The following is a 22,036-nucleotide window of genomic DNA, read 5'->3' on the forward strand; positions in this document are numbered from 1 at the left end:
GCTGTCGGGTCAAGCGGCTGCCGCGAGCGGAACTGATGGGCTGAAGGCGATGGCTTCGTCGAACTTCTGGTGGTTGGTCAGGCAGTGGTGGAGTTGGCCGAGCATGCGGTTGAACAGATTGCGGAGGGCCGCGTGGTAGCGGTCGCCGGTGTCCCGTCGGCGGTTGTAGTGGGCATGGGCGCCAGGTGAGGCGGTCAGCGCGGCGAACGCCCAGTGCCGACCGGTCGCGGCCAGCCGGCTGTTCTTGATCCGACGGTGGACGACACGGCGGCTCTTGCCGGACTCGCGGGTCACCGGTGCGCTTCCGGCATAAGCCTTCAGATGGCCGGCCTGGACAAACCGGCTGCGGTCGTCGCCAATCTCGGCGAGTATCCGCGCGCCGGTGAGCACGGCCAGGCCGGGGAAACTTGTGATGATCTCCGCGTCGGGATGTTGCAGGAACAGCTTTTCGGTGTCGGATGCGAGGTCATCGCATGCCTGGCAGGCCGCGTCGAGCTGAGCAAGGAGGGCGAGTGTCTGCCGTCCCATCGCCTGCTCGACCAGGGCGGGCTGGCGGAGCCAGGTCCGGCGGAACACCTCAAGCAATCGGTCGGTCTCAGCTTCGATGCGGCGTTGGCGTCCGGCTCTGATGACCGCGGTCCGCAGCCGGTGGCGGGTCAGCCGGGTGGCCTCGGCCGGAGTGGGCGCGATCACCAGGATCGTGCGGGCCTCCCGGGACAGCAGCCGCTCACGCTTTGCTGCGAACGCCTCAAGGATCGCGGGGTAGTACTCGCGCAGGTGTGATCGCAGCCGGTTGTGGGCGCGGGTGCGGTCCCAGACTGCGTCCTGCTGGGCCCTGGCGAGGACGGCTATCGCTTTCACCAGGTCGGAGTCATGCGGCAGCGGGCGGTGCAGCGAGGCATCGGTGCGGAGGATGTTCGCCAGGACGACGGCGTCCTGGCGGTCGGACTTCTTCCGGGAAACGGCGTGCCGGTCACGATAGCGGGCGACGGCCATCGGATTGATCGCATAGACCCGGCGTCCAGAAGCCCGCAAGCAGGCAACCAGGAGGCCCCGGGAGGTCTCGATGGCGACCGGGATGGGATCGTCCGGGCTGTCACCGTGCTCGGCGAGCAGGTGCAACAGGTCCTGGAAGCCCGCCGCGTCATCGCTGATTCTGAGTTTGCCGAGCAGTTGGGCGCCGGAGTTGATCAGCGCGATGTCGTGGTGGGGTCGGCATGGAGCGCGGTTCCGGGATCACTCCCGGCCCGTTTCTCCGTGCCGCCCTCCCGAACCGGACGTGCGGTTGGGTAGGCCGCCAGCGAGGTGCCTGTGACCAGGCCCTTTTCCAACGGCCCCCCACCGAACCGGACGTGCGACGTTAACCGCATCCGGCTCTCCAGTGCCTTTTCTTCTCATGAGTTCTGCCGCGAGGGACGTCCGCTGTAGTGGATGTCCCTCGCGGCAGACGCGGCAGACGACCAGGGTCTTCCGATGGCGCCTGGCCATCATCTGGGCCCAGGCCGGTTTGGCGGCCCGCCCCCGAACGTTGAGGTCTTTGAGGTGTCGAATGTGGTGCACTTCGACGCCGTCATGGGACCCGCACATCTCGCAGGTGTCGGCGAGCAGGCGCTTGACGATCTCGTTGCGTCCGCTGTTCCACACCTGCTTCGGGTGATCGTCGAGACTGCCGATCCTGATCTTGCGAGCCAGCGAGATCCCGCCCCACTGCGCCACCAACGGCGTCCGTCCTTCGTCGCGTTGGACGGTGACCTGGAGCCCCCGGCGGGGACCTTGGTCGGTCTTCAACACGGTCCGGTAGCGCCGGTAAACCCTGGAGACGCGAACGCGGTACTTCCGCGCCAGCGTCTTCACCAAGGAGCGCTCCATCACGTGCTTCAGCCGTCCGAGACGATGCCGGTTGAACGCGAGCTGGTAGTAACCGGCGATCCCGCGGAACTCCGCCTGGTACTGAGCGACTATGGAGAAATCACTGTTGACCGTGCGTTCGGTCCGCCGGATCGGTCGGCCATGGTGCATATAGGGGCGGCACTTGGCGCGGATGACGTCAGCAGGCACCTTCAACCCGATCTGCGCGTTGATGCTGCGCTGACCGCGATGGTCGTGCTTGGTGTCGTTGTCCAAGACCACGATCTCGTAGCCGAGGAACCGGGCAGCTTGTGTCCGCCCGTGGGTGATCAGGGTTTTGTTCTCGGACAGCTCCAGCTTGAGCTCGTCGCGCAGGAACCGGCCGATGTCGGCCTTGATCTCCTCGGCTTCCCGTTTCGGTCCGGTGAAGCCCAGCAGCCAATCGTCCGCATAGCGGCAGTAGTTCAGCCTCCGATAGCCCGGATCATCGGGGTCGCGTGAGGGCATGGTCTTCATCTGCTTGCGCAGTGCCAGACCTGCCTCCAGGTCGCCTCGCTGTTCCAGTCGAAAGGCGCGTTGCCACAGCAGCATGTACGGCCGATAAGGCGTGCGTCGTCTTCCCCGGTTGTAAGCGGGCAGCAGGTTCGTCTCGATGTACTTGTCCAGCCGATCCAGGTAGATATTGGATAAGATCGGCGAGATCACACCGCCTTGCGGCGAACCGCTTAACGTCGCGTGATAGCGCCACTGTTCCAGATATCCGGCCCTGAGCAGTCCGTCGACCAACCGCAGGAAGCGGTTGTCGTGGATCTTCTCCGCCAGGATCGACCGCAGGATCCCGTGATCCAGACTGTCGAAGCAGGCTTTGATGTCCCCCTCGACGAACCAAGTCGTTCCCCGCCACCCGGGGTAGATCGATTGCAGGGCGGTGTGACAGCCCCGGCCAGGCCGGAACCCGTGAGAGTGATCAGAGAACTGCGGCTCGTAATACGCTTCAAGCAACAGGCGTATCACTTCTTGCAGCAGCTTGTCCGACCACGTCGGCAGACCTAAACCGCGCCGACTCTTGGTCTTTCCCTTCTTCTCGATGTAGACACGGCGCGTCGGTGACCAGCGGTAGCGCTCAGCACGGAGCGCGTCGATGATCGCCTGGATCTTCTCCAGGCGCATGCCGTCCACGGTCTCGGCCGTAACGCCGGGCGTCATCGCTCCGTCGTTGCGGTAGATCCGCCCGTAGGCGAGCAGGTATAACTCCCGGTTGAACAAGCACCGGTAGAGACGTTCCAGCGGCAGTCCTTTGCTGCCGCGCTCGCGGATGATCCCCAGAAGGACTTCGGCGCTCTGGTCGGGTGGCCGGGGAGAATCTCACTCCCCGGCTCCCACAGATCCCGGCGTGAGCCTCTCGACTCACCGGGCTCTTGTCATCCTGATCACCAGGCCGCACGGATCCATGGCCAGTGGGCGAACATACGGGGATAGCGCCGTGTGGCGCGTTCCCAGGCCGCCTTGGCCTTCTTGAACCCGTGTAGCCGCTTGTATTTCTTGCGGATCCAGCGCACCAGGTAGGCATTGATGCGCTTGAGGAGGGAATCCAGCGCGGAGCGATAGAACGCTCCGTAGTACTGCATCCAGCCACGCACAATCGGATTGATCTTCTGTGCGAGTTCGGCGAAGGTGTGACCGGTGCGCAGGTGAATCCGCCAGCGGCGGACCTCCCCGCTGATCCTTTTCAGGGCATCCTGGCTGATCGCCGGCAGGAACGAGGTGAAGTTCACCCCATGCCTGTCGCGGGCCTTGCGGGCGCGGAACGTGAACCCCAGGAAGGTGAACGACGTGTGCTCGTATGAGCCTCGGCGTCTTCCGTCCCGGCAGTAGACAATCCGGGTTTTGGCCGGGTGCAGTCGCAGCCCGACCTCTTCCAACCTGTCTCCGATCGCCCTGGCCAGCATGCGGGCTTGCCGCTCACTGGCGCAGTGCACGACCGCGTCGTCCACGTACCTTTCGAACCGGATGGTCGGGAACTCCCGGGCCATCCAGGCGTCGAACGCGTAGTGGAGAAACAGATTCGCCAGCACGGGCGAAGTCACGCCCTCAACGCAATGGGCAACTTCTGCTTCGAGGTGACGCTCAGCTACCGTCGGCTGGAACTCCTTCCCCGCACGGAGGGTAAGGGGCGTCACAATGGGTAGTAGGTTTGTGACATGGTGCGTGGTGATCGTGTCGATAGCGTCGAGTACGCCCGGCGGGTCAACGCCGCCGCGGATCTGGCCGCAGCGGGTGTGCCCGCGGCCGCAGCCGCCCGCACGTTGGCGAGCAGGTACGGGGTGTCGGTGCGTCAGGCACGCCGGTATCTGGAGCAGGCCATGGCTGCTGGCCGAGTCGAAGTCCCCGAGTCGAGCGTGGTGTTCACCGTCAAGCTGCCGGAATCTCTGGCAGGACGGATTCGCAGCCGTGCCCACGAGAGCGACCGGGCGATCTCCGCGGTGGTGGCCCAGGCCCTGGCCGAGTTCCTGCAGCGGGATGCCCCGGAGGGCCAGCCGGGCCGGTGAGCGGCCGACGGGTGGAGGTGGAGGCGGTCTTCGACCGTCATGCGGCGGCGGACCTGTCCGCGGCCTACGCGGTGTTGGTGCCGCAGCGCCGGGCCCGGGTGCGGGCCGGCCCCGATCAGGCAGGAGGAGCCGATGACCAGCGCGGCGATCTACGCCCGGGTGTCGTCCGCCCGGCAGAAGAAGGACCAGACGATCGGCTCGCAGACCGCGGCCCTGCGGGCACACGCCGCCGCCTCGCATCTTGAGCTGCCCGAGGAGTGGGTGTTCGAGGACGAGGGCCACTCCGGGGCGACCCTGGTGCGGCCCGCGCTGGAGCGGCTGCGGGACCTTGTCGCCCAGGTCGGCGTGGACGTGGTCCTGTGTTACGCACCCGACCGCCTGGCCCGCAAGTTCGCCTACCAGGCCCTGCTGATCGAGGAGTTCGCCCGGGCGGGCACCCGGGTGGAGTTCGTACGGGGCCCGCGCGGCGACACTCCCGAGGACCAGCTGATGGTCCAGTTCCAGGGCATGTTCGCCGAATACGAGAAAGCCCAGCTGATGGAGCGCTACCGGCGCGGGAAGACCTACCGGGCCCGCTCCGGATCGGTCAACGTGCTGGGCGGCGCCCCGTTCGGCTACCGCTACCTGCGCAAAACCCCCGAATGCGGGGCCACTTACGAGATCGTCGAGTCCGAGGCGGCGCTGGTGGTGGAGCTGTTCCGCCGCTACACCGACGACGGAGCCTCCATCGCGGACCTGACCCGCTGGCTCACCAGCAGCAACACCCCCACCCGCACCGGGAAGACCCGCTGGGACCGCAGCGTGGTCTGGGGCATGCTCCGCAACCCCGCCTACGCAGGCCAGGCGGCCTTCGGCAAGACCCGGATCCTCCACGAGTCTCCGGGTCTCAACCGCAGGGCCCGCCTGGAGGGCCGCAGCACCCCACGCGCCGTCAAGGCCGCCGACCGGCCCCACGAGGAGTGGATCACCATCCCCGTTCCCGCACTCATCACCCCGGCGACCTTCGAACGCGCCGCCCAGCGGCTCGCCGACAACAAACGCTTCGCCTCCCGCAACAGCAAGGTCCCCTCCCTCCTTCAGGGCCTGTCGGCCTGCGTGAGCTGCGGATACGGCTACTACCGCACCTCGACCACCACCACCTCAGGCAAGAAGATCTACTACTACCGGTGCCTGGGCTCCGACGACTACCGCTACGAGGGAGGCCGGGTCTGCACCAACAAGCCCGTCCGCGCCGACTACCTCGACACCGTCGTCTGGGACCACATCATCGGCATGATCGCCGACCCGCACCTGATCCGGAACGAGATCGACAAGCGGCTCGAACGCGCCCGCACGTCCGACCCCGCCACACGGCAGCGCGGCCGGCTCGAACTGGCCCTGTCCAAGGCCACCACCTCGATCACCCGCATGATCGAAGCGTTCCAGGAACAGCTCGTCACCCTCGACGAACTCCGCTCCCGCATGCCCGATCTACGCGCCCGCGAGAGCAACCTCCGCAGCCAGCTCGCCGCTCTGGACGCATCGATCGCCGACCGCGACGCCTACCTCAAGCTCGCCGACGACCTCGAAGGATTCCTCGCCCAGCTCCGCGACAACGCCGAAAGCGCCGAGGTCCCCGAGCGCCAGCGCGTCCTGCGACTCCTCGTCAAAGACGTGCTCATCGGCCCCGAGAAGATCACCATCCGGCACCGCATCCCCGTCCGCGAACACGCCGCCAACGATAGCCAGCACCAAGATCAAGACGCTACGGAGGGTGACTCACGCCCGAGTTACCCATTGCGTTGGGGGCGTGACCGCTGACCCCTGAGGAGTCCCACGGCCCCGCTCCCGCAGGGTGCCGTTGGGCAGTTGCAGCGGGGCGCGAAGCCACCGCTTAACATACAGAATCACCCAATCGGCGTCGGTGTGTGCCTCCACCGCCTTGACGATGAGGTCATGCGGCACGCTGTCGAAGAACTTTTCGATGTCCAAATCGAGGACCCAGTCCGTTTTCCAGCAGCGCTCCCGGCATCTTGCCACCGCGTCCAACGCCGACCTTTGCGGCCGGTAGCCATAGGAGTCCTCGTGGAATACAGGCTCCACCTTGGGCTCCAGATGCATGGCCACCACCGTTTGAGCGACGCGATCGGCCACAGTGGGAACGCCGAGAATCCTGACCCCATCGCCATGCGACTTCGGGATTTCCACCGCCTTCACCGGAGGCGGGAAATAGCTCCCCGAGGACATCCTGTTCCAGACCTTGAACAGATTGTTCTGAAGATCCTTCTCGAAGTCCTCAATGGAGCAGGAATCCACTCCCGGTGCACCCTTATTGGCCCTGACCTTCTCCCATGCCTCCCACACACTCCACTTCGAAACCTCAAACGGCTTGCTTGATGACTTCAGCTCGTCCACGCGACTCCTCCCGGAGAACGTCCGGTTGATCGAACGAACACAGCCACGGATGACCCGGCCCCTTCACTCGGCCCCCATTACAGGGACTTCTTCGCTACTACGGGCCGGTCCGCCAGCGTGCCCCGCGACGGTACTCAGCGCCTTGCGGTTTCGGCCGCTTGGCGTGCTCCCTCTCGCGTCGCCGCACCCAGTGCGCCGACGCCGTGTCGGGGCGACACCTTCCCAGGTTCCATGCAGAAGCCGCAGATCAGGCTCGCGCCGCCTCCATGCCGGACACCGCCTGGCCAATAAGCGGGCACCCGCCAGGCTCATCCCGGAGCCGAAATGACACCCCGGTTTTGATGTCGTCTCAGTATGTTTCGACATATCGTCAGCGGTTTGCTTTCGCTCGCCTTCCTGATCCCCACCTGACGCCTCTAGTGCGCCTTTTCCGTGACGCTCACCACGTTCGGCATTTAACCGCCGCAGCTCACGGTGGTTTGAAGTCTCCCCCCACAGGGCGACTTCGAAGGGCCACAGACTTCATCTCCTGCACAGCACCGCGTTTGGTGAGATCGCTACCTCATTTCCTCACCTTCCGCGCTCCTGGCGCACCATTTCGCATACCTCGCCATCGTGAAGGATCTGTTGACACCTGGGGCCCTTCGCCCTGCGGTACGGCTTTCCCGTCCTCCCTGTGTCGGCGGCGGTTGAATCCTGGCTCAGTCAAGATTTCCGTGAAGTCGATCAGTGAGTCGTCTGGTTCGTGACTCTGTGTTGTTGGCGGTCGGCGGCGACGAGTAGGACGCGCTTGCGGAGCAGGGGAAGTCCGGCTCGGCCTGCCATCTGCCGCTTGAGCAGCTTGATGTCCGTGACTCTGCCCTCGACGCAGCCCGAGCTCCCTTCCGTGCTCAGGCCGAGGACGACGGCGTCGAGGTCGGCGAGCAGGCCGTCGGCGAAGCCGCGCAGGCCGTGGTCTGCGTTCGCGCGGGCGGTGGCGATCCACTCGGGCAGTCGGGTCGCGCTGCGGATGGCCATCATCGCGGCGAAGGACCGGACGTGCCCGGTGGCCGCTTCGAGTTCGGGGCAGCGGGCCAGGATGTCCTTGAGTTTCTGCTGGTCGTCGTCGTTCATGCGGTCGGGGTTGCGGGTGATCCAGCCGGTCACCTTGCGGACTCCGGGCGGCCGAGCCGGGGGTGGGCGGTCAGCTGGCGTGCGGCGGAAGCGCCGGAGGTAGTCGCGGACGACGGAGTAGGAGCCGGTGAAACCGCGCTCCTGGAGTTCGGCGTGGAGCTGGGCGCCGTTGGTGTGGCCCTCGTGCCACCGCTGGTGCAGATAGGGCTTGTATGGGTCCAGGGTGCTGGGGAGGTTCTGCCAGCGGCCGGTGGCCAGTTCCTCCCAGGTGACGGCGCGGGCATAGCGCCGGACGGTGTTCCGGGACAGTTCCAGGCGACGGGCGACGGCCCGGACGGTGAGGCCCTGGCCGAGGAGATCGTGCACGGCGGTGTGGTGCCGCCGGGCCCGCTCAGCCAGTCGGCCTGCGTGGGAGTCCGGCGGGTGCAGGACTTCAGGGGGTGCCTCCAGGGAGGGGGCCGGTTCGCGAAGGCACGAACTGTGCTTGCTGACCAGCACCTTCACGGCCTCGGCGAGGTTGTGCCAGAGATGCCACAGATCTGCGACCTGCACGGCGTCGGGGGCTCCCGAGCGGGCGCCGTCGGCGAAGGCGCCACCCCGGTCGCGACAGATGATCTCCACTCCGGGGTGCTCGGTGAGCCAGGCGGCGAAGGTGGCCGCCTCTCGGTCCGGGAGAAGGTCGATCGGGGCGTGTGTCTCGCAATCGACCAGCACAGTCCCGTAGTTGTGTCCCTTGCGGGTGGCGAACTCGTCGACCCCCAGTACCCGCGGCGTCCCGGCGGGCGGATCAGGCAGGGCCATGGCCAGTCCCAGCAGCGTGGTCCGGCTGACCGTCATCGGCAGCCGGGCCGCCAGTCGCTCGCCGGCCCGACCGGCCAGAGCCACCGAGATCGCACTCAACAGGTTCCCGAGCTGCGGGGTTCGGCGCCCGTAGCGCATCGTCAGCCACTCGATCTGCTCGGCGAAGGTCACCCGGTCGCACTCCGGCGCATCGCAGAACAGACGGCGGACGGACAGCGCGATGGACACCTGCCGGCCGCCGATCGCACCATCTGCGAGCCGGCGCTGGTATCCGCTGTGCCGCCGTACCGACGGTGTCCCGCAGTCCGGGCACGACGCTGGAACCGACTCCGGGGTTCTCGCTACAATGCGTAACACCCCACCCTCGACGCTCATTTCCTCCACCAGCACCCTGCCCAGGTGCGGCAACACCGTCTTCAGCAGCTCCTCACACTCGGCGAGTGTCGCGCCACGGGTGACGGAGCGTCACCGGCGCACGGAAGCGTGATCGACTTCACGGAAATCTTGACTGAGCCACGATTCACCCGTCGCCGACACCCTGGTCGGGCGTTACTCCGACGACTACTACGACCCCTCCGTAGCCATAGGGCTCTCGCCCCGTAGGCCATCCCGTATTCCCCTTGCGCTGGACGTATCGAGCGTGACGTAGGCGACCCGGTCCGTCCCCTTGAGCAGACTCGCTGTCCGCCGCCCGCCGACCGGAAGGGTTGAGACGAGGAAACTCGGACTCGTCCGATGCCGGCGGCTGCGACCTCAGACGTCGTGTCGCAGGGTGTGCTCTTTGCACCGCTGGTGACTGGGCTTCAGGCAGTATGGCTTTCGCCGTGTCACGCGGGCCTTGCACGGCAGCATCTTCGACGTCTCCTCGATGCTCCACGCTTTCCCGCCATGCTGTTGTCCCCTCGCGCTTTCGCGTCCAGGTCAGGCGGGTGGCCCCGAGGCCACCTCCTTCCGAACCTCGGCCCCCTGCGGGGGCGATCCAGCGCCGAGTGAAACGGCGCACAGTTGGCCCCGCATCCGGCTCTCCACAAGCCCCGTTGGGCAGTTGCTCTCCTCAGCTTGTGCTGGGCCATGGCGATGGAATCGTCGTCCCGCGGGGTCGGTAACGTGTGGTGACTACCGACCCGGGGTTGAACAGGACGACTTCGCCGTCGTGCGGCCACCATCCGCCGTCGCAGTAGCGGCGGCGGAGTTCCTTCCACCCGACTCCGAGGTGTTTGCGCCGGAGCCATCCGAAGACCTGCCGCCAGACGATCATGCGGAGGTATTGGAAGGCCCGGGCAGATACTCCTGGGCGGGATTCAGCGCAAGAAACGTAGTTGGCAGGTGGTCCTCAGTGCGCTGCGGGAGCGTTGAGGCGGGCCAGCAGGAGGGCGATGTCGTCGCTGTGGCGCGGTGTCCGCCGTACCCCGGCGAGGAGTTCGTCTGCCAGGACCTCGAGGTCGGCCGTCGTGGCTCTTTCCAGCCCTGCCAGGAGTGCTTCGATGCCCGCGTCGATGTCTCCCTCTGCCGCTTCCAGAAGACCGTCGGTCGTGACCGCCAGCACGCTGCCAGGGCGGATGTGTGTCAGCTCGGTCGCGTACCGGGCCTGCGGGTCGACACCCAGCGGAAGGCCGCTGGTGATGTCGAGGAGGCGCGGTGGCTCACCTGGAGCGACCAGGGCAGGTGCCGGATGGCCCGCTGTGCAGGCTTCGACCGTCCCCTCGGCGGGGTCGATCACCAGATAGCAGCAGGTGGCGAACATGGCCCGGTCCGGATCGGTGTCGAATTCGACGAGCAGCCGGTTGGTCCGTGTCAGCACGGCAGCCGGACCATGCCCCTCGCATGCATAGGCGCGCACAGCCGTGCGCAACTTGCCCATCAGGGAGGCGGCCGGCACGCTGTGGCCCTGGACATCTCCGATCACCAGTGCAACCGCGCCGTCGGGAAGGCAGATGGCGTCGTACCAGTCGCCGCCGATCCACATGCCCGAGGTGGCCGCCTTGTAGCGTGCGGCAATCGTCAAACCGGGCGCCGACAGCGGGCCGGGAGGCAGCATTCCACGCTGCAGTTCCGTGGCCAGAGCTTGCTGTGCCTCGTACATCCTCGCCCGCTCCAGGGACTGGGCGAGGAGTCCGGCGACGGCAACCAGCAGGGCCCGTTCCTCGGGACCGAACTCCTGGAGCGAGGCGAACCCCATTAGGCAGACCCCGGTCGGCCCCCGAGAATCCGCCATGGGAATCGCCGCCCACGCGCGGCGGCGAGAACTTTCGGCCGCCTGTGCCAGCTGCGGGTAGGCGGCGGCCAGTTCAGTGACGGAGGCGACGAACACCGGAGCCTGGCGTGCCAGGGCATCCTGCAGCAGGGAGCGCACGCCGGGACGCACATCGCAGACGGCGGCCAGCTCCTCGTCGTAATAGCCGCAGGAGGCCACGGCGGACAGCCCACCGGGCAAGGACGCCACCACGGCAAACCCATCCGCGCCGAAGTCCTGCAGTCCTGCCTGCGTGGCGGCCACGATGTCCTTGACCGTCACGGCCGCCGCCAGCGCGGCGGTGAGCTGTTGCATCCGGCGATTGCGGGTCGCCCCTTCGTAGAAGCCTCGCCTCTCAGCTTCCTGACGCTCACGCGCGGCCGTGGTGTCCATCACCACCCCGACCATTGTCGTCGGCACTCCGGCCGAGTCGGCCAGCACCCGCCCGCGAGCCTCCAGCGAACGCCAGACGCCTTCACCCGCCGCGACCCGGTAGGCGATCTGGTAGTCGCCACCGGACTCCAGCATCGACTGCAGTGCGACGACAAACTCGGGCAGATCAGACTCCGGGATCCTCGACAGGAAGCTGTCGAGATGAGGCGGGCCGTCCTCGGGCAGGCCGTGGAGGGAGAAGGTAAGAGGATCACAGTTGATCTCTCCCGTAGCGACGTCCCAGCAGAAGAACCCCGCCTGCACGGGGCCGGCGCTCGGCTGGAACGGAGAGTTGGACGACTCCTCCGCACCCGGATCCTTGGCGCCCGACTCGCCCGTCCGCCGGGCGTGGGAGGGCAGCGCGGGAGTGGCGCTCCCTGCGATGCTCTCGCCGCCGTTCGGCCAGGACAGGGATCGGACATGTGTCACTGGTCACTCCCTGCTGTGCGCAAGGACGCCTCCTGGAGAGTGATTTGACGAGGCGTTCAGCGTAGAGCCCCGGCAGGCCGTCTCGCGGAGGAGCGATCACTGGGACACCTGAAGGAGTGAGCGGGTCGCAGAAATTGACCCTCTCGCCAGGCATGTTCCGCGCACGCGGCGTTCGACTGCGGCAGGAAGCCCCGTCCTTGGTCTTTTCTGAGCGCCGAGGTGCCGGACTCCGGTCGATTGCACAGAGGTTGCGCTCCCGCTCTGGACCTACCGCCATCTCGCGCTCTGATAATCGTATCGTGTACCCGCTAGCCTGATGCGGGCTTGAGGTTCGCCGAGGTCATCCGCGTAAGGTCACCCGGACGAGGAGAGCGTCATGCAGGAATACTCGTTCGAACTCCCCTTCCCTTCTCGAGTCAGTCATGCCATGGAATCGGCAGCGGTTCACCACTTCCGCTGGGTCCAGGAGCATGGACTGCTGAGCCAGGAGTCCCTCCCCGAGTATCGCCGATGGAACGTGCCGGAGGTAGCCGCCCGCTTCTGGCCACATGCGGGCGGAGTGGACCTGGAGTTGGGGGTCGATTTAGCAGGCTGGTTCATCCTGTTCGATGACCAGTTCGATGGGCCGCTCGGAGTGAAGCCGTACAGAGTCGCATGGATCGTCCAAGAACTCATCGATGTCGTGTACGCGCGTCCCGGCGCGGTACCCGCGGTTCCGAACAAGAGACTCACCCCCGCGGCAAGCGGGCTCATCTCACTCTGGTCACGTCAGGTCCGGGGAATGTCCGCCGCATGGCAGCAGCGGTCGACCCGCAACTGGGAAGACTTTCTCAACGCCTACACCAGCGAGAGCACCAACCGTCGAAGCGGCATCATTCCCGACGTCAGCACATATCTCAGTCTGCGCCACAAGGCAGGACTGGAAAATGTGCTGATCGACTACGCCGAACGCATCGGCCATTACGAAGTGCCTGATGCCCTGTTCGCCCTGCCGGAGATCCAGGAAATGCACAATGCGACGGTCCAGGTCGTCAACATTGTTCAGGACGTGTTCTCGGTTGCCAAGGAGGAAGCCAGAGGAGACTGTCACAACCTGGTTCTCGTACTCCAGCACCACCGGAACTATTCACGTGGGGAGGCCCTCGCGGAGGCCCGGTCGATAGTCCGCGGCCACACCGATGAATTCCTTCGCCTGAAAGCACGGCTCCCGGCACTTTTCGATGCCGCAGCCCTTCCCCCGCACGACCGGGGCATCGCCTATGTCTTCGTCGATGACCTCCAGGCCCAGATGAAGGGCTGTCACGACTGGTGCCGCAGCTCCAGCCGCTACTCCCGGGTGATCCGCGCGCGGCCCCACGAGCCCACCTACCTCGAGGAAATGCGCCTGGAAGGAGGGCCTTGACCCTTAGCCTCGATCGTTCATGAGTCCCCGTCAGCTTGCGACCCTGTTGGCGAATCCGGCTGCGGGATCTTGCGTCGGCCCCCAAGACTTGTGTCTTGGGGGCCGATGTCGTGCTGGGGGTTTGCGATGTCGATGCGGCCGAAGGGGCCTGCCAAGATTCCGGTGGAAACAGTGCGGGTGGCACGAGCGGCGTTCCCGCGCGGAAGTCTCGCGATCAGGCTCCGGGACGAGCTGGGGGTGCTGTTCGTCGACGAGCAGTTCATGGATCTGTTTCCGGCTCGGGGGAAGCCTGCCTGGTCACCGGGGCGGCTGGCCCTTGCGCTGGTGTTGCAGTTCGTCGAGGGCCTCACCGACCGCCAGGCCGCGGAGGCGGTTCGGGCCAGGATCGACTTCAAGTACGCCCTCGGCCTTCGGCTTGGCGATCCCGGTTTCGACTTCACGGTGCTGACGGAGTTCCGGGACCGTCTGCTTGAAGCTGACGGCGGGCGTCGGGTGCTGGACGGCATCCTGGTCGTGGCCCGCGACAAGGGGTTGCTCAAGACTGCGAGCCGGGCTCGCACCGACTCCACGCATGTGCTGGCGGCCGTGCGGAATCTGAGCGCCCTGGAGATGGTGGCCGAGACACTGCGCGCGGCGCTGAACACGCTGGCCCGGGAGGCACCGGACTGGCTGAGGGAGATCGCTGAGCCGGACTGGTTCGACCATTACGCCACCCGGGCCGAGAACTTCCGTTTCCCCAAGTCGGAAGCGCAGAGGGACGAGGTCCGGTTACGGATCGGCCGGGACGGAACGAGGCTGCTGAGGGCTCTCTGGTCGCCCACCGCTCCCGATGAACTGCGGGCGCTGAAGAGCGTCGAAGTCCTGCGGCGGGTCTGGGTGCAGCAGTTCCACCTGGTCGAGGGGGAGGTGGCCTGCCGGTCCCCAAAAAACCGGCCCCCGGGTGCGACGCGCCTGGGCAGCCCCTATGATCCCGAGTCGCGCGGCAGTATCAAGCGGGACACCGTCTGGCACGGATACAAGGTCCATCTCACCGAGACCTGCGAGGCAGACGCTCCGAACCTGATCACGAACGTGACAACCACCGTCTCCACCACCCAGGACCAGGTGATGATCCGCGGTATCCACGCCGAACTGGCCGCACGGGACTGCCTGCCCGCCGAGCACTGGGTGGATGCGGGGTATCCCACCGCGTCCCAGGTCGTGGCCGCCCGTCTCGATCACGGGGTCGAGCTGCTGGGACCGATGGTGGCCAGCACCGACGCCCGGGCCGGCGGCCCCTTCGGCCAGGACGCGTTCACAATCGACTGGGACCAGCAACAGGTGACCTGCCCGAATGGTGCCACCAGCGCTCAATGGCACCAGCGAAAGTCGCAGCAGGGCCTGCCGGTGATCCGGGTCCGTTTCGCCCGCGTGGACTGCCAACTCTGCCCCGACCTGCGCAAATGCGTCAGATCCCCGAAGGGCGAATACCGGGATATGAATCTTCGCCTACGGGACGAGCACGAGGTGGTCCGCAAAGTCCGTACAGAGCAGCAGACCGATGCCTGGAAGGACCGCTACAAGATCCGAGCCGGGGTCGAAGGCACCATTTCCCAGGGCGTCGGGCGCTGCGGCCTGCGCAGATCCCGCTATCGCGGGCTCGCGAAGACCGGTCTCCAGCACCAGCTCACCGGTGCCGCGATGAATCTCGCCCGCATCGACGCCCACCTCACCCACACGCCCAGGGCAGCTACCCGAACCAGTCACTTCGCAGCACTTCGCTCCGCCGATCGTTTGATCGGCGGAGCGAAGTAGAAGGGCTCATCCAACGGGATTCGCCAACAGGGTCGCTTGCTGACGGGGACTTTGTGGGGTCTTCATAGTTGAGCGGTGCGGAGGTGCCCGCGGACTCGACGGGTGGTGCCGCAGCGTGTTCGTAGGCGCTGGTGGTCGGCGTTCCTGAACCCGAACGCATTGCGGGCGATGAGCTTGATCACGCGGTTGATGCCCTCGCGCTTGGCGTTGCTGTGGCCGGTGTCGATGAACGGGACGGCCGACGGCTGTCTTGCCATGCCCTGGTGGCGCAGAGGCGCTCTGGCGGCTGCCGGGTCTGACCAGTACGTTCCTCGTGGCCGGGCGACGGAGGGGGACGTGATGGACGGGCGGGGCGCGGTGCGGGCGCTGCGGATCTCGATGTGGGTGCTGATCGTGGTCGCTGTGCCGGTGTACGTGGTGTGGCTGGTCCGGGTCGGCTACCTGACCGGGCAGCACCGGCTGCCCGCTGGCGACGTCGCCCGCTGGGTGCCGCCGGTGCTGCTGCCGCCGGCCGCCGTACTGTTCTGCGTGATGGCAGGGACGACGTGGTGGCTGAGCGTGGTGGCGCGTACGCCGTCGCCGCTGCGGGGGTCGTGGATCGCCGCGACGCTGGTGTTCACCGCGGTCGCCTCGGTGTTCTGCGGTGTCGCGGCGGTCGGCGACCCCGATGTGTCGGCCGGGCTGCTGAGCGCCGTGGTGACCGGGCTGGGCATGGCCGGGCTGTTCTTCATCCCGGCCGCCCACTCCCGCGAGCTGCCGGACGTCGCCCGCCGGCGCTCTGCCGACCCTGGCGGCCCGGCTGCGTAACCGGGCACGGGGCAGGGGCGTTAGACACGGCGTCGCGTCATGCACATCCGATCCCCCGCGGATATGCGCGTGAGGCCCCGCACCGAGCTGCTGCGCCGGTGCGGGGCCTCACGGGTACGTGCGGTGGTCAGCCGCGTTGGATGGCCGCCAGTTCCTTGAACGTCAGTTCCTGGGTTCGGGTGGCGTCCTTGCTGGACACCCAGGCGAGGATGTTCGGGTCCGGCTGATCGTCATGCCGACGGCCGTCGCCCGCGGCGGCGGTGTCCTCGCCGCCGGAGTCCAGGAGCCTGGTGATGTACTGGGCGAGCTCAGTGGGGCCTCCCCCGCCGTAGCCGGTGCCGTAGCCGCGTCCGTTCTCCTCCGGCAGGAGCGACAGCAGGCCGTCGCGGGTCCGGATCCAGAAGCAGCCGGTGCGGTCGATGATCAGGCGGTAGAACTCGTCATCCGGCCGCAGATCGAGCGGCGCGTACGCTTTGTAGGTCCACTGGTCGATGTTCCCGCCGACGGTGCGGTAGTGGTGCGCCACGACGGGCAGACCGAACTCCGGGTCCATGAAGCTCTTGAAGCACAGGCAGCCCGATCCGCCCACCGCTGACGGGCTGTCCTTGTCGTCGTCCACGCCCGGGTGGAACAGGCTGGCGATCTTGTCCGACTCCACGAGCGTGGTGTGCAGGGTGTTCGGCTCGCACGGCTGGAGCCTGCCCAGCCACTCCTGCACGTACGGGGACTCCCGCTCGATGGACACCGTGCCGTTCCACGCAGCCCCGACGGTGCCGTACTTGGGCTCGGTGTAGAGGACGAAGTGGGTGTAGCCCGCGGCGGGGTCGTAGACGGGCTGTAAGTCACGTGGCTGGTAGCTCAACTGACCTGTGCTCCCTGTGTGTTGGGGGATTCCTGCTGGTCGGACTGCATCGACGGTGCCCCAGTGGGGCACCGTCCCGCTAGAGCTCGATCTGGATGTGCTCCACGTCGGTAAACTCCACGCCCAGGCCGGCCGCCCGGGTGTTGTTGTTCCGGAAGTACATCTCCGCCAGGCCCTCGGCAGCGATGCGCTGGAGCTGCTGCTCGTTGGCGCCGCCGTCGCGGGCCTCGAAGAGGCGGTCCGCCCAGCGCGGCGGCAGGGCCTGGGTGATGTCCCGGATCCGGGCGTCGTCGGTCGTGCCGGGCGCAGCGGTGAACCCGAACCTCGCGCGGGTGGAGACGACCAGGCCGCCGGTGCTCGCGGCCCGCTTCTTGGCCTTCGCCCGGATCTGCGGCTGCCACCGCTTCTTGACCTCACGCTCTATGCGGTCCCGGAGGTCGCGGCGGGGCCGCTTGAACTTGCCCGCGACGTACCGTTCCACGGTGCGCTGCGACACCCCGAGCGCCTGCGCGGCGGCCTTGGTGCCCTTGAGTTGCTTGACCAGGTACTTCATCTGCGCCTGGGCGCTTTGCGGGATGCGGCGGGTGAACGCCCCTTCCAGCGCCTGGTCCAGGCTGTCCCCGAGCGAGTCGGCCATGGTCGGCTACTCCCCTTCTCCGGCGGTCGGGTCGTTCTTGATGAGGTTGGCGATGTTGAACACCGCGCCGGCCTCCTCGAACTGCGCTTCCGCCCACAGCACGGTCTGGGTGCCCTGGTGCTTGACCATTCCCGGTGAGACCCCGAGCCGGAACGTGCCCGGCGCGGGCTTGCCCTCGGGTGTGTGCGGCAGGACATCGAGCGGGCTGGGGCCGGTGGAGGGGTAGACGATGGCGTCGGTGCCGATCGCGACCGGGTAGAGGTCGGCTGCGGCGGCGGTCTTCATGAGCTTGCGGTGCATGCCGACCCTGACGTTGGCCAGCACGGCGGCCCGGATGTCGGGGCGCCACGTCTCCCGCTTCAGTGCGGGCCACGGCTCGTAGTAGGGCACTTGGCCCCGGTTGCGCTGCCTGAGCTTGCCGATGCCGCCCTTCGCGGTGGCTTTGATCGCCTTCACCAGCAGTGCCATCGTCGGGTCGACCTGCTTGGAGCGGGCCATCGCCTCGAGGAACTCCTGGCCGCCCATCGCGGTGGTGACACCGAGTTCTTCCATGGTCGTCACGTACGCGTCGCGCAGTCGGTTGTACCAGGGGTCCAGGTAGCGGCCGGTCTGCAGGCGTACGTACGCCTCGATCGGCGCGACCTCGAAGCCGAGCTCCACCGCGTACGCCACGGTCGGGGTGGCGTACCAGGCCGGGCCTGTCGGGCGGTCGCCCTTCGGCGTGAACGGGCTGGGGAGGCGGTCGGCGTCGACGGTGCGGCCGCCCACCTGCACGCGGGAGAGGTCGACGTGGGAGAGGTCGACCAGCCACGAGCCGGGCAGCTTCGGGTCGAACGCCGGACGGTTCTTCAGGTGGGTGGGTCCGTCCAGGCCGACAGTGAGGCCGTTGGCGGCCGCCGCGAACGCGAGGTTGACGTCGATCACGACCAGGTACGGCTTCATGCACTCGTCATCGGTCAGCGGCCGGCACCAGTCGTACGGCTCCTCCATCAGCATCTGGTCCGGGGTGCGCAGGTGGTGGCGCTCGTACTTGCCTTTCAACTTCGGGTGCTCGTCGGGGACCTCGCACTCCACGACGTCGTACACCGCCGTCAGCGCGTCCGCGTTGTACGCCCGCTCGAACGTGCCGGTGGCCTCGTCCTTCTCCGCACGGGTCGGCGGGCGCAACGCGGTCATCAGTTCCAGGCCGGTGGTCGACGCGGTGCCGCGCGGAGTCGTCACCAGCTGCGCGTACGTGCCGAGATACCGGGCGAGGTCGGCGGGGTGCATGGCCGGGATCTTCGGGTCGTCCTTGTCGTCCCACTCCCGCGCGTCCAGCGCGTTCCAGGCCGGAATGCACAGCTGCACGCAGCGGCGCCTGGAGCCCTCCGGGTCGCGATAGATCCGCGCCCAGGACCCGAACCCGCGCTGGGTGAGCTGCAGTTCAGCCTTCTTGATCTGCTTGACCACCTTGTGGCTGTCCTGGAGCCGCCCGGCGCGCCGCTCGTCATCCGACAGGGCGGCGGGCAGGCCGTAGCGCTCCAGCGCGGCGGGGGTGAGCACGAGGACCGGGTCGCCGTCACGGCCGTTGCGGTGCAGGCGGGGCTGACCGAGCTTCGCCTCGGCAAGCGTCCAGTCGACCAGGGCCGGAAGGGACTTGGCGGGCACGTCCAGGACCAGGCCGCCGACGCAGTACGCCGACACCTGCCCGTCCTCGCAGTCGACGACCGCCAGCGGGCCGTTCTCGAAGCGCGGGTCGACCGCGGCCGCCCTCGGCGCGGTGGCCTTGGCCGCCTTCTTGGTGCCCGGGCGCCGCGACGTTGACGACGGCCTGGCGGTCGCCGCCGGTCGGGCGGGCGCCTTCGGGGCGGCCGGCTCCGACGGAGCCGCAGTCGCCGGGGCGGGCGCGGCGGTGAACGTCTCCGGCACGGCGAGCTCGGAGGGCGACTCGTTGTCGGGGGCGGGGAAGCGTGCGGCGAGGCCTTCGAGCAGCCGGGCGTAGGCGGTGCGCTGCGGCGGCCGCGGCTCTGTCTTGCCGGTCTCCCAGTTCCCCACGGCCTCCCGGCGGGTGCCGAGGACCTTGGCGATCTGGGTCTGGCTCAGCTCGGCAGCCTCGCGCAGTCGCTTGCGCTCAGCGGGCGGCGGCAGGTCGTTCTGGTCGACCTGGTTCAGCAGCGCGTCGACAGCGCTGAGCAGCTCGTTCTCAGTGGGCACAGAGCTCACCTCCGGTACACACCCTACCTCAATCGCGCATTGGATCGCTCACCACTTCGCGCATTGGATCGCTCAAATCGTTACGTTGATCGCGCTCGCTGTCCCATGACGCGAGGCGGGAGACAGGAGGCGCAGTGCCAGGAGGAGACGGGGTCTCGGCCGTGCTCTCGGAGCGGGAGAGCTTCGACGTGCTGCACCGAGTGATCCTTCCGGCCGCGACGCGAGACGCCGCCACGCAGTCCCGTCCAGTCGTGGTCGTCGTGGCCGGTCAGCCCGGGGCGGGCAAGACGCGGATCGCCGACCTCGTGCAGGCCGTCCTGGACCGCCGCGGCGGCGCCGTACGGGTCGGGCGGGACCTCTACAAGTCAGTCCACCGCCACTATCCCGGCCTCCTGGCCGCCGACGTCCGTACGGCCGGAGCCCTGGTCCGCCCCGACACCTCGCGCTGGCAGGCCGCCGTCGAAGCACACGTCCGTGACCGGCGCTTCGACGCCGTGGTGGAATCGGCGCTCGCCGACCTGGACGAACAGGAGCGCCAATTACCCCGGCCGGCCTCGGCCTTGTCGATGCCCGGCCGGGTAGAGGGGTCCGTAACCGCCTCCGGGACGACTCGTTGCTCAAGTGAGCCTGGCGACGTGCCCACCGTACGGCGTCAGGCCCGCACCACCGAGCGGTACACGGCGATGCAGCAACTGCTGTCCGAGGGCAAATCCCTGGCCGCGATCGGCCGCCAGCTGCGGCTGGACCACTCGACCGTACGGCGCTTCGTCCGCGCCCGGAGTCTCTACGAACTGCGCGGCCTCGCCGGACAGCGCCTGGGTGGCCGACAACGCTGTCCGCGACGCGTCCACCAGCACGCTGCCGGCGCAGACGGACTACCGGATGCGGGCCAAGACCCAGACGCGGCTGGAGCCGTCGGCCTTCCACACCTCGAACGCCGCGCGGAGCTGCGCGTTCGAGCCGTCGACCGACTGCACCGTGCCAAGCATTTTTGGCGTGGTGTCGCTGGTGGCGAAGGGCAGCTTGGAGTCATTGCAGGCACGTCCGGTGGTGCCCTGCTGCACGCCGTACGAGGTCGGCTTGTCCGGGTAGGACACGTAGGTCACCGACAGCTTCGCGTCGTTGCGGAACCGCGCCCAGGCGCCCGCGTCGGACTCGTCGTGCGCGGTCAGCGAGAAGGTGATCTGCGCCGTCTTGTTCGCGGCGTAGGACGCGAGCGTTGTCGTCAGGTTCTCATTCGTCTCGGCCAGGTTGTCGCTGAAGCGCACCCAGTTCGCCGGCTGCGACGGGCTGCACAGGCTGCCCCGCCCATAGGCCACGCTCCGGTCGCCCATCAGGCCCACCCCGGTGGGGCGGGACGACCATGTGGTGCTGGAGGAGATGCCCTTGTCCACGCGGCTCAGGTCGTACCAGTGCGCATCGCACGTGAACGTCCACGTCTGGTACACCTCCATCGTCGCGTCCAGGACCTTCTTGCCGTGGATCGACGAGAGCGGGTACTCGAAGTACATGCGCACGGGCTGTTGGAGCAGAGGTAGCCGGCGTAGTTGGAACAGTGCCCCACGCCCTTGTCCCCGTCGAACTCCCAGTACTTGGTGCCGTTGGAGGCCAGAGCCGTCCAGTCGCCCAGCACGATGCCCTTGGTCGGCGGATCGATGTAGAGCGGGAAGGCGGTGTCCGCGCCGTGGAGCAGGGCCGGATCGGGCGTGATCTCCAGAGTGGTTCCGTTGACCTTGAGCGGGAGCTCGGCTGCCGCATCACCGCTGCCGGGGCCTTCCGAAGGGGTCGGTTCACCCCCGGCGGCAGGTAGCGGGGTCGTCTCCGCCGCCGGCTCACCCTCGGTCTCCGCCTCTGCTGAAGAAGTGGTGTGGGCGAGTTGAGTGGTGACGTTGGCAGGGGAGGTGACGGTGGCCGGGGTGTCACCGGCCGAGTCCCACATCCGTCCTGCCGGGCTCTCGAAGACCGGGGTGTCGTTGTTGTCGCGTGAGACGAAGCCGCCGTCAGCTGTCGGGGCGATGTCCAAGCCGCTACCTGACACCGTCATCCTGATCGTCGCGAGCGCCGGGTTCTTTGCCGCCTCCGCGGTCTTGACCACGAGAACCGAGGTGTAGCCAGAGCTCAGCGCGGTCAGTTTCAGGTCCACGTCCGGGAGGACTCCGGCATAGGTGGCGGTGTCGCCGTCGAGCCGGGGCTCGGGGAGCGCGGTGGGCCAGCCGAGCTGCAGCTTGTGCCCCTCGTCCGCCAGCGTGACCAGTCCGTCCCTGCTGCCGCCGCCCGAGAAGTGAGCTCGGCCGTCGTGTTCTTCGCCCGCACAGAGCCGTCGGCCTCGCGCGCGAGGGTGGTGTCGATGGGAGCCCAAGTGCCGTCCTCCTTCCGGGCACGGACCGGAGCCGCGTTCATCTCCTGTGTGAAGGTGCCGTCCGGATTGGCGAAGACCTGGGACGACTCGGTGGTCGCTGCGTCCACGGCCACCCGCTCACCGGTCTTGGCCGCGAGAGCGCTCGCCTCCGACTCCGGAGTCCTGTCAGCCGCTACTGAGGCC

General features: G+C 67.6%; 15 protein-coding genes and 4 pseudogenes. 6 read left to right on the top strand and 13 right to left on the bottom strand.

Annotated features, from left to right (window positions below; genetic code table 11):
- Positions 1 to 9: 9 nt before the first annotated feature.
- From OG798_RS55850 to OG798_RS55860, 3 genes and pseudogenes are all read right to left on the bottom strand, one after another.
- Positions 10 to 1,200, bottom strand: a complete 1,191-nt coding sequence (locus OG798_RS55850; protein ID WP_328760592.1) for an IS110 family transposase — start codon at positions 1,198 to 1,200, stop codon at positions 10 to 12.
- Positions 1,201 to 1,394: 194 nt separating this feature from the next.
- Positions 1,395 to 3,174 (bottom strand): annotated as a pseudogene (locus OG798_RS55855) (reverse transcriptase domain-containing protein).
- Between the two features lie 104 nt (positions 3,175 to 3,278).
- On the bottom strand, positions 3,279 to 3,923 hold the full coding sequence (locus OG798_RS55860; protein WP_328760509.1) for a group II intron maturase-specific domain-containing protein: 645 nt from the start codon (positions 3,921 to 3,923) through the stop codon (positions 3,279 to 3,281).
- 126 nt (positions 3,924 to 4,049) lie between these two features.
- Here OG798_RS55860 and OG798_RS55865 point away from each other — a divergent pair, with 126 nt between their 5' ends.
- Both OG798_RS55865 and OG798_RS55870 read left to right on the top strand, forming a co-directional pair.
- The gene (locus OG798_RS55865) at positions 4,050 to 4,397 is read left to right on the top strand and encodes a hypothetical protein (RefSeq protein ID WP_328757942.1); all 348 of its coding nucleotides are present in this window, start codon (positions 4,050 to 4,052) and stop codon (positions 4,395 to 4,397) included.
- 132 nt (positions 4,398 to 4,529) lie between these two features.
- The gene (locus OG798_RS55870; RefSeq protein ID WP_328760510.1) at positions 4,530 to 6,197 is read left to right on the top strand and encodes a recombinase family protein; all 1,668 of its coding nucleotides are present in this window, start codon (positions 4,530 to 4,532) and stop codon (positions 6,195 to 6,197) included.
- On the opposite strand, the pseudogene OG798_RS55875 reads toward OG798_RS55870, so the two are convergent.
- The 3 genes and pseudogenes from OG798_RS55875 to OG798_RS55885 form a co-directional block, all read right to left on the bottom strand.
- A pseudogene (locus tag OG798_RS55875) lies at positions 6,183 to 6,791 on the bottom strand (reverse transcriptase domain-containing protein); the annotation flags it as partial. The gene OG798_RS55870 and the pseudogene OG798_RS55875 overlap by 15 nt on opposite strands.
- Before the next feature lie 726 nt (positions 6,792 to 7,517).
- The gene (locus tag OG798_RS55880) at positions 7,518 to 9,080 is read right to left on the bottom strand and encodes an ISL3 family transposase (RefSeq protein WP_328760593.1); all 1,563 of its coding nucleotides are present in this window, start codon (positions 9,078 to 9,080) and stop codon (positions 7,518 to 7,520) included.
- 958 nt (positions 9,081 to 10,038) lie between these two features.
- A complete protein-coding gene (locus tag OG798_RS55885) occupies positions 10,039 to 11,799 on the bottom strand; it encodes a SpoIIE family protein phosphatase (RefSeq protein ID WP_328760511.1) in 1,761 nt (586 codons plus the stop codon).
- 376 nt (positions 11,800 to 12,175) lie between these two features.
- On the opposite strand from OG798_RS55885, the gene OG798_RS55890 reads away from it, so the two are divergent.
- Both OG798_RS55890 and OG798_RS55895 read left to right on the top strand, forming a co-directional pair.
- Positions 12,176 to 13,201 carry a terpene synthase family protein gene (locus OG798_RS55890; protein ID WP_328760512.1) on the top strand — a complete coding sequence of 342 codons (1,026 nt, stop codon included), beginning with the start codon at positions 12,176 to 12,178 and terminating at the stop codon, positions 13,199 to 13,201.
- A 126-nt stretch (positions 13,202 to 13,327) separates the two neighbouring features.
- Entirely contained in the window at positions 13,328 to 14,995 is a 1,668-nt protein-coding gene (locus OG798_RS55895; RefSeq protein ID WP_328760500.1) for an IS1182 family transposase, read from the top strand.
- A 62-nt stretch (positions 14,996 to 15,057) separates the two neighbouring features.
- Here the strand turns inward: OG798_RS55895 and OG798_RS55900 are convergent.
- Positions 15,058 to 15,225, bottom strand: a pseudogene (locus OG798_RS55900) (transposase); the annotation flags it as partial.
- A 106-nt stretch (positions 15,226 to 15,331) separates the two neighbouring features.
- Here OG798_RS55900 and OG798_RS55905 point away from each other — a divergent pair.
- Entirely contained in the window at positions 15,332 to 15,802 is a 471-nt protein-coding gene (locus OG798_RS55905; RefSeq protein ID WP_328760516.1) for a hypothetical protein, read from the top strand.
- A 127-nt stretch (positions 15,803 to 15,929) separates the two neighbouring features.
- Here the strand turns inward: OG798_RS55905 and OG798_RS55910 are convergent, their stop codons facing one another.
- From OG798_RS55910 to tap, 3 genes are all read right to left on the bottom strand, one after another.
- The gene (locus tag OG798_RS55910) at positions 15,930 to 16,664 is read right to left on the bottom strand and encodes a hypothetical protein (RefSeq protein ID WP_328760518.1); all 735 of its coding nucleotides are present in this window, start codon (positions 16,662 to 16,664) and stop codon (positions 15,930 to 15,932) included.
- Positions 16,665 to 16,743: 79 nt separating this feature from the next.
- Complete coding sequence (gene tpg, locus OG798_RS55915) at positions 16,744 to 17,301, bottom strand: telomere-protecting terminal protein Tpg (RefSeq protein WP_328760520.1); 558 nt, start codon at positions 17,299 to 17,301, stop codon at positions 16,744 to 16,746.
- Between the two features lie 6 nt (positions 17,302 to 17,307).
- Positions 17,308 to 19,494 carry a telomere-associated protein Tap gene (gene tap / locus OG798_RS55920; RefSeq protein WP_328760521.1) on the bottom strand — a complete coding sequence of 729 codons (2,187 nt, stop codon included), beginning with the start codon at positions 19,492 to 19,494 and terminating at the stop codon, positions 17,308 to 17,310.
- Positions 19,495 to 19,754: 260 nt separating this feature from the next.
- Between tap and OG798_RS55925 the strand changes: the two are divergent.
- A pseudogene (locus tag OG798_RS55925) lies at positions 19,755 to 19,976 on the top strand (zeta toxin family protein); the annotation flags it as partial.
- Between the two features lie 135 nt (positions 19,977 to 20,111).
- Here the strand turns inward: OG798_RS55925 and OG798_RS55930 are convergent.
- From OG798_RS55930 to OG798_RS55940, 3 genes are read right to left on the bottom strand one after another with little or no spacing between them, the layout of a single operon-like run.
- The gene (locus OG798_RS55930; RefSeq protein ID WP_328760600.1) at positions 20,112 to 20,351 is read right to left on the bottom strand and encodes a hypothetical protein; all 240 of its coding nucleotides are present in this window, start codon (positions 20,349 to 20,351) and stop codon (positions 20,112 to 20,114) included.
- Positions 20,352 to 20,369: 18 nt separating this feature from the next.
- Entirely contained in the window at positions 20,370 to 21,011 is a 642-nt protein-coding gene (locus OG798_RS55935) for a hypothetical protein (RefSeq protein ID WP_328760602.1), read from the bottom strand.
- Entirely contained in the window at positions 20,894 to 21,853 is a 960-nt protein-coding gene (locus tag OG798_RS55940; RefSeq protein WP_328760523.1) for a hypothetical protein, read from the bottom strand. Before OG798_RS55940 ends, OG798_RS55935 begins: the two co-directional genes overlap by 118 nt.
- Positions 21,854 to 22,036 lie beyond the last annotated feature (183 nt).

The organism is Streptomyces sp. NBC_00271 (assembly GCF_036178845.1).
Classification (GTDB): domain Bacteria; phylum Actinomycetota; class Actinomycetes; order Streptomycetales; family Streptomycetaceae; genus Streptomyces.

What these genes read in the sequence shown, in the direction of transcription:
- OG798_RS55865 (WP_328757942.1), top strand. Translation starts at nt 4,050, where the DNA reads ATGGTGCGTGGTGATCGTGTCGATAGCGTCGAGTACGCCCGGCGGGTC.
- OG798_RS55870 (WP_328760510.1), top strand. Translation starts at nt 4,530, where the DNA reads ATGACCAGCGCGGCGATCTACGCCCGGGTGTCGTCCGCCCGGCAGAAG.
- OG798_RS55880 (WP_328760593.1), bottom strand. Translation starts at nt 9,080, where the DNA reads ATGAGCGTCGAGGGTGGGGTGTTACGCATTGTAGCGAGAACCCCGGAG.
- OG798_RS55890 (WP_328760512.1), top strand. Translation starts at nt 12,176, where the DNA reads ATGCAGGAATACTCGTTCGAACTCCCCTTCCCTTCTCGAGTCAGTCAT.
- OG798_RS55895 (WP_328760500.1), top strand. Translation starts at nt 13,328, where the DNA reads ATGTCGATGCGGCCGAAGGGGCCTGCCAAGATTCCGGTGGAAACAGTG.
- tpg (WP_328760520.1), bottom strand. Translation starts at nt 17,301, where the DNA reads ATGGCCGACTCGCTCGGGGACAGCCTGGACCAGGCGCTGGAAGGGGCG.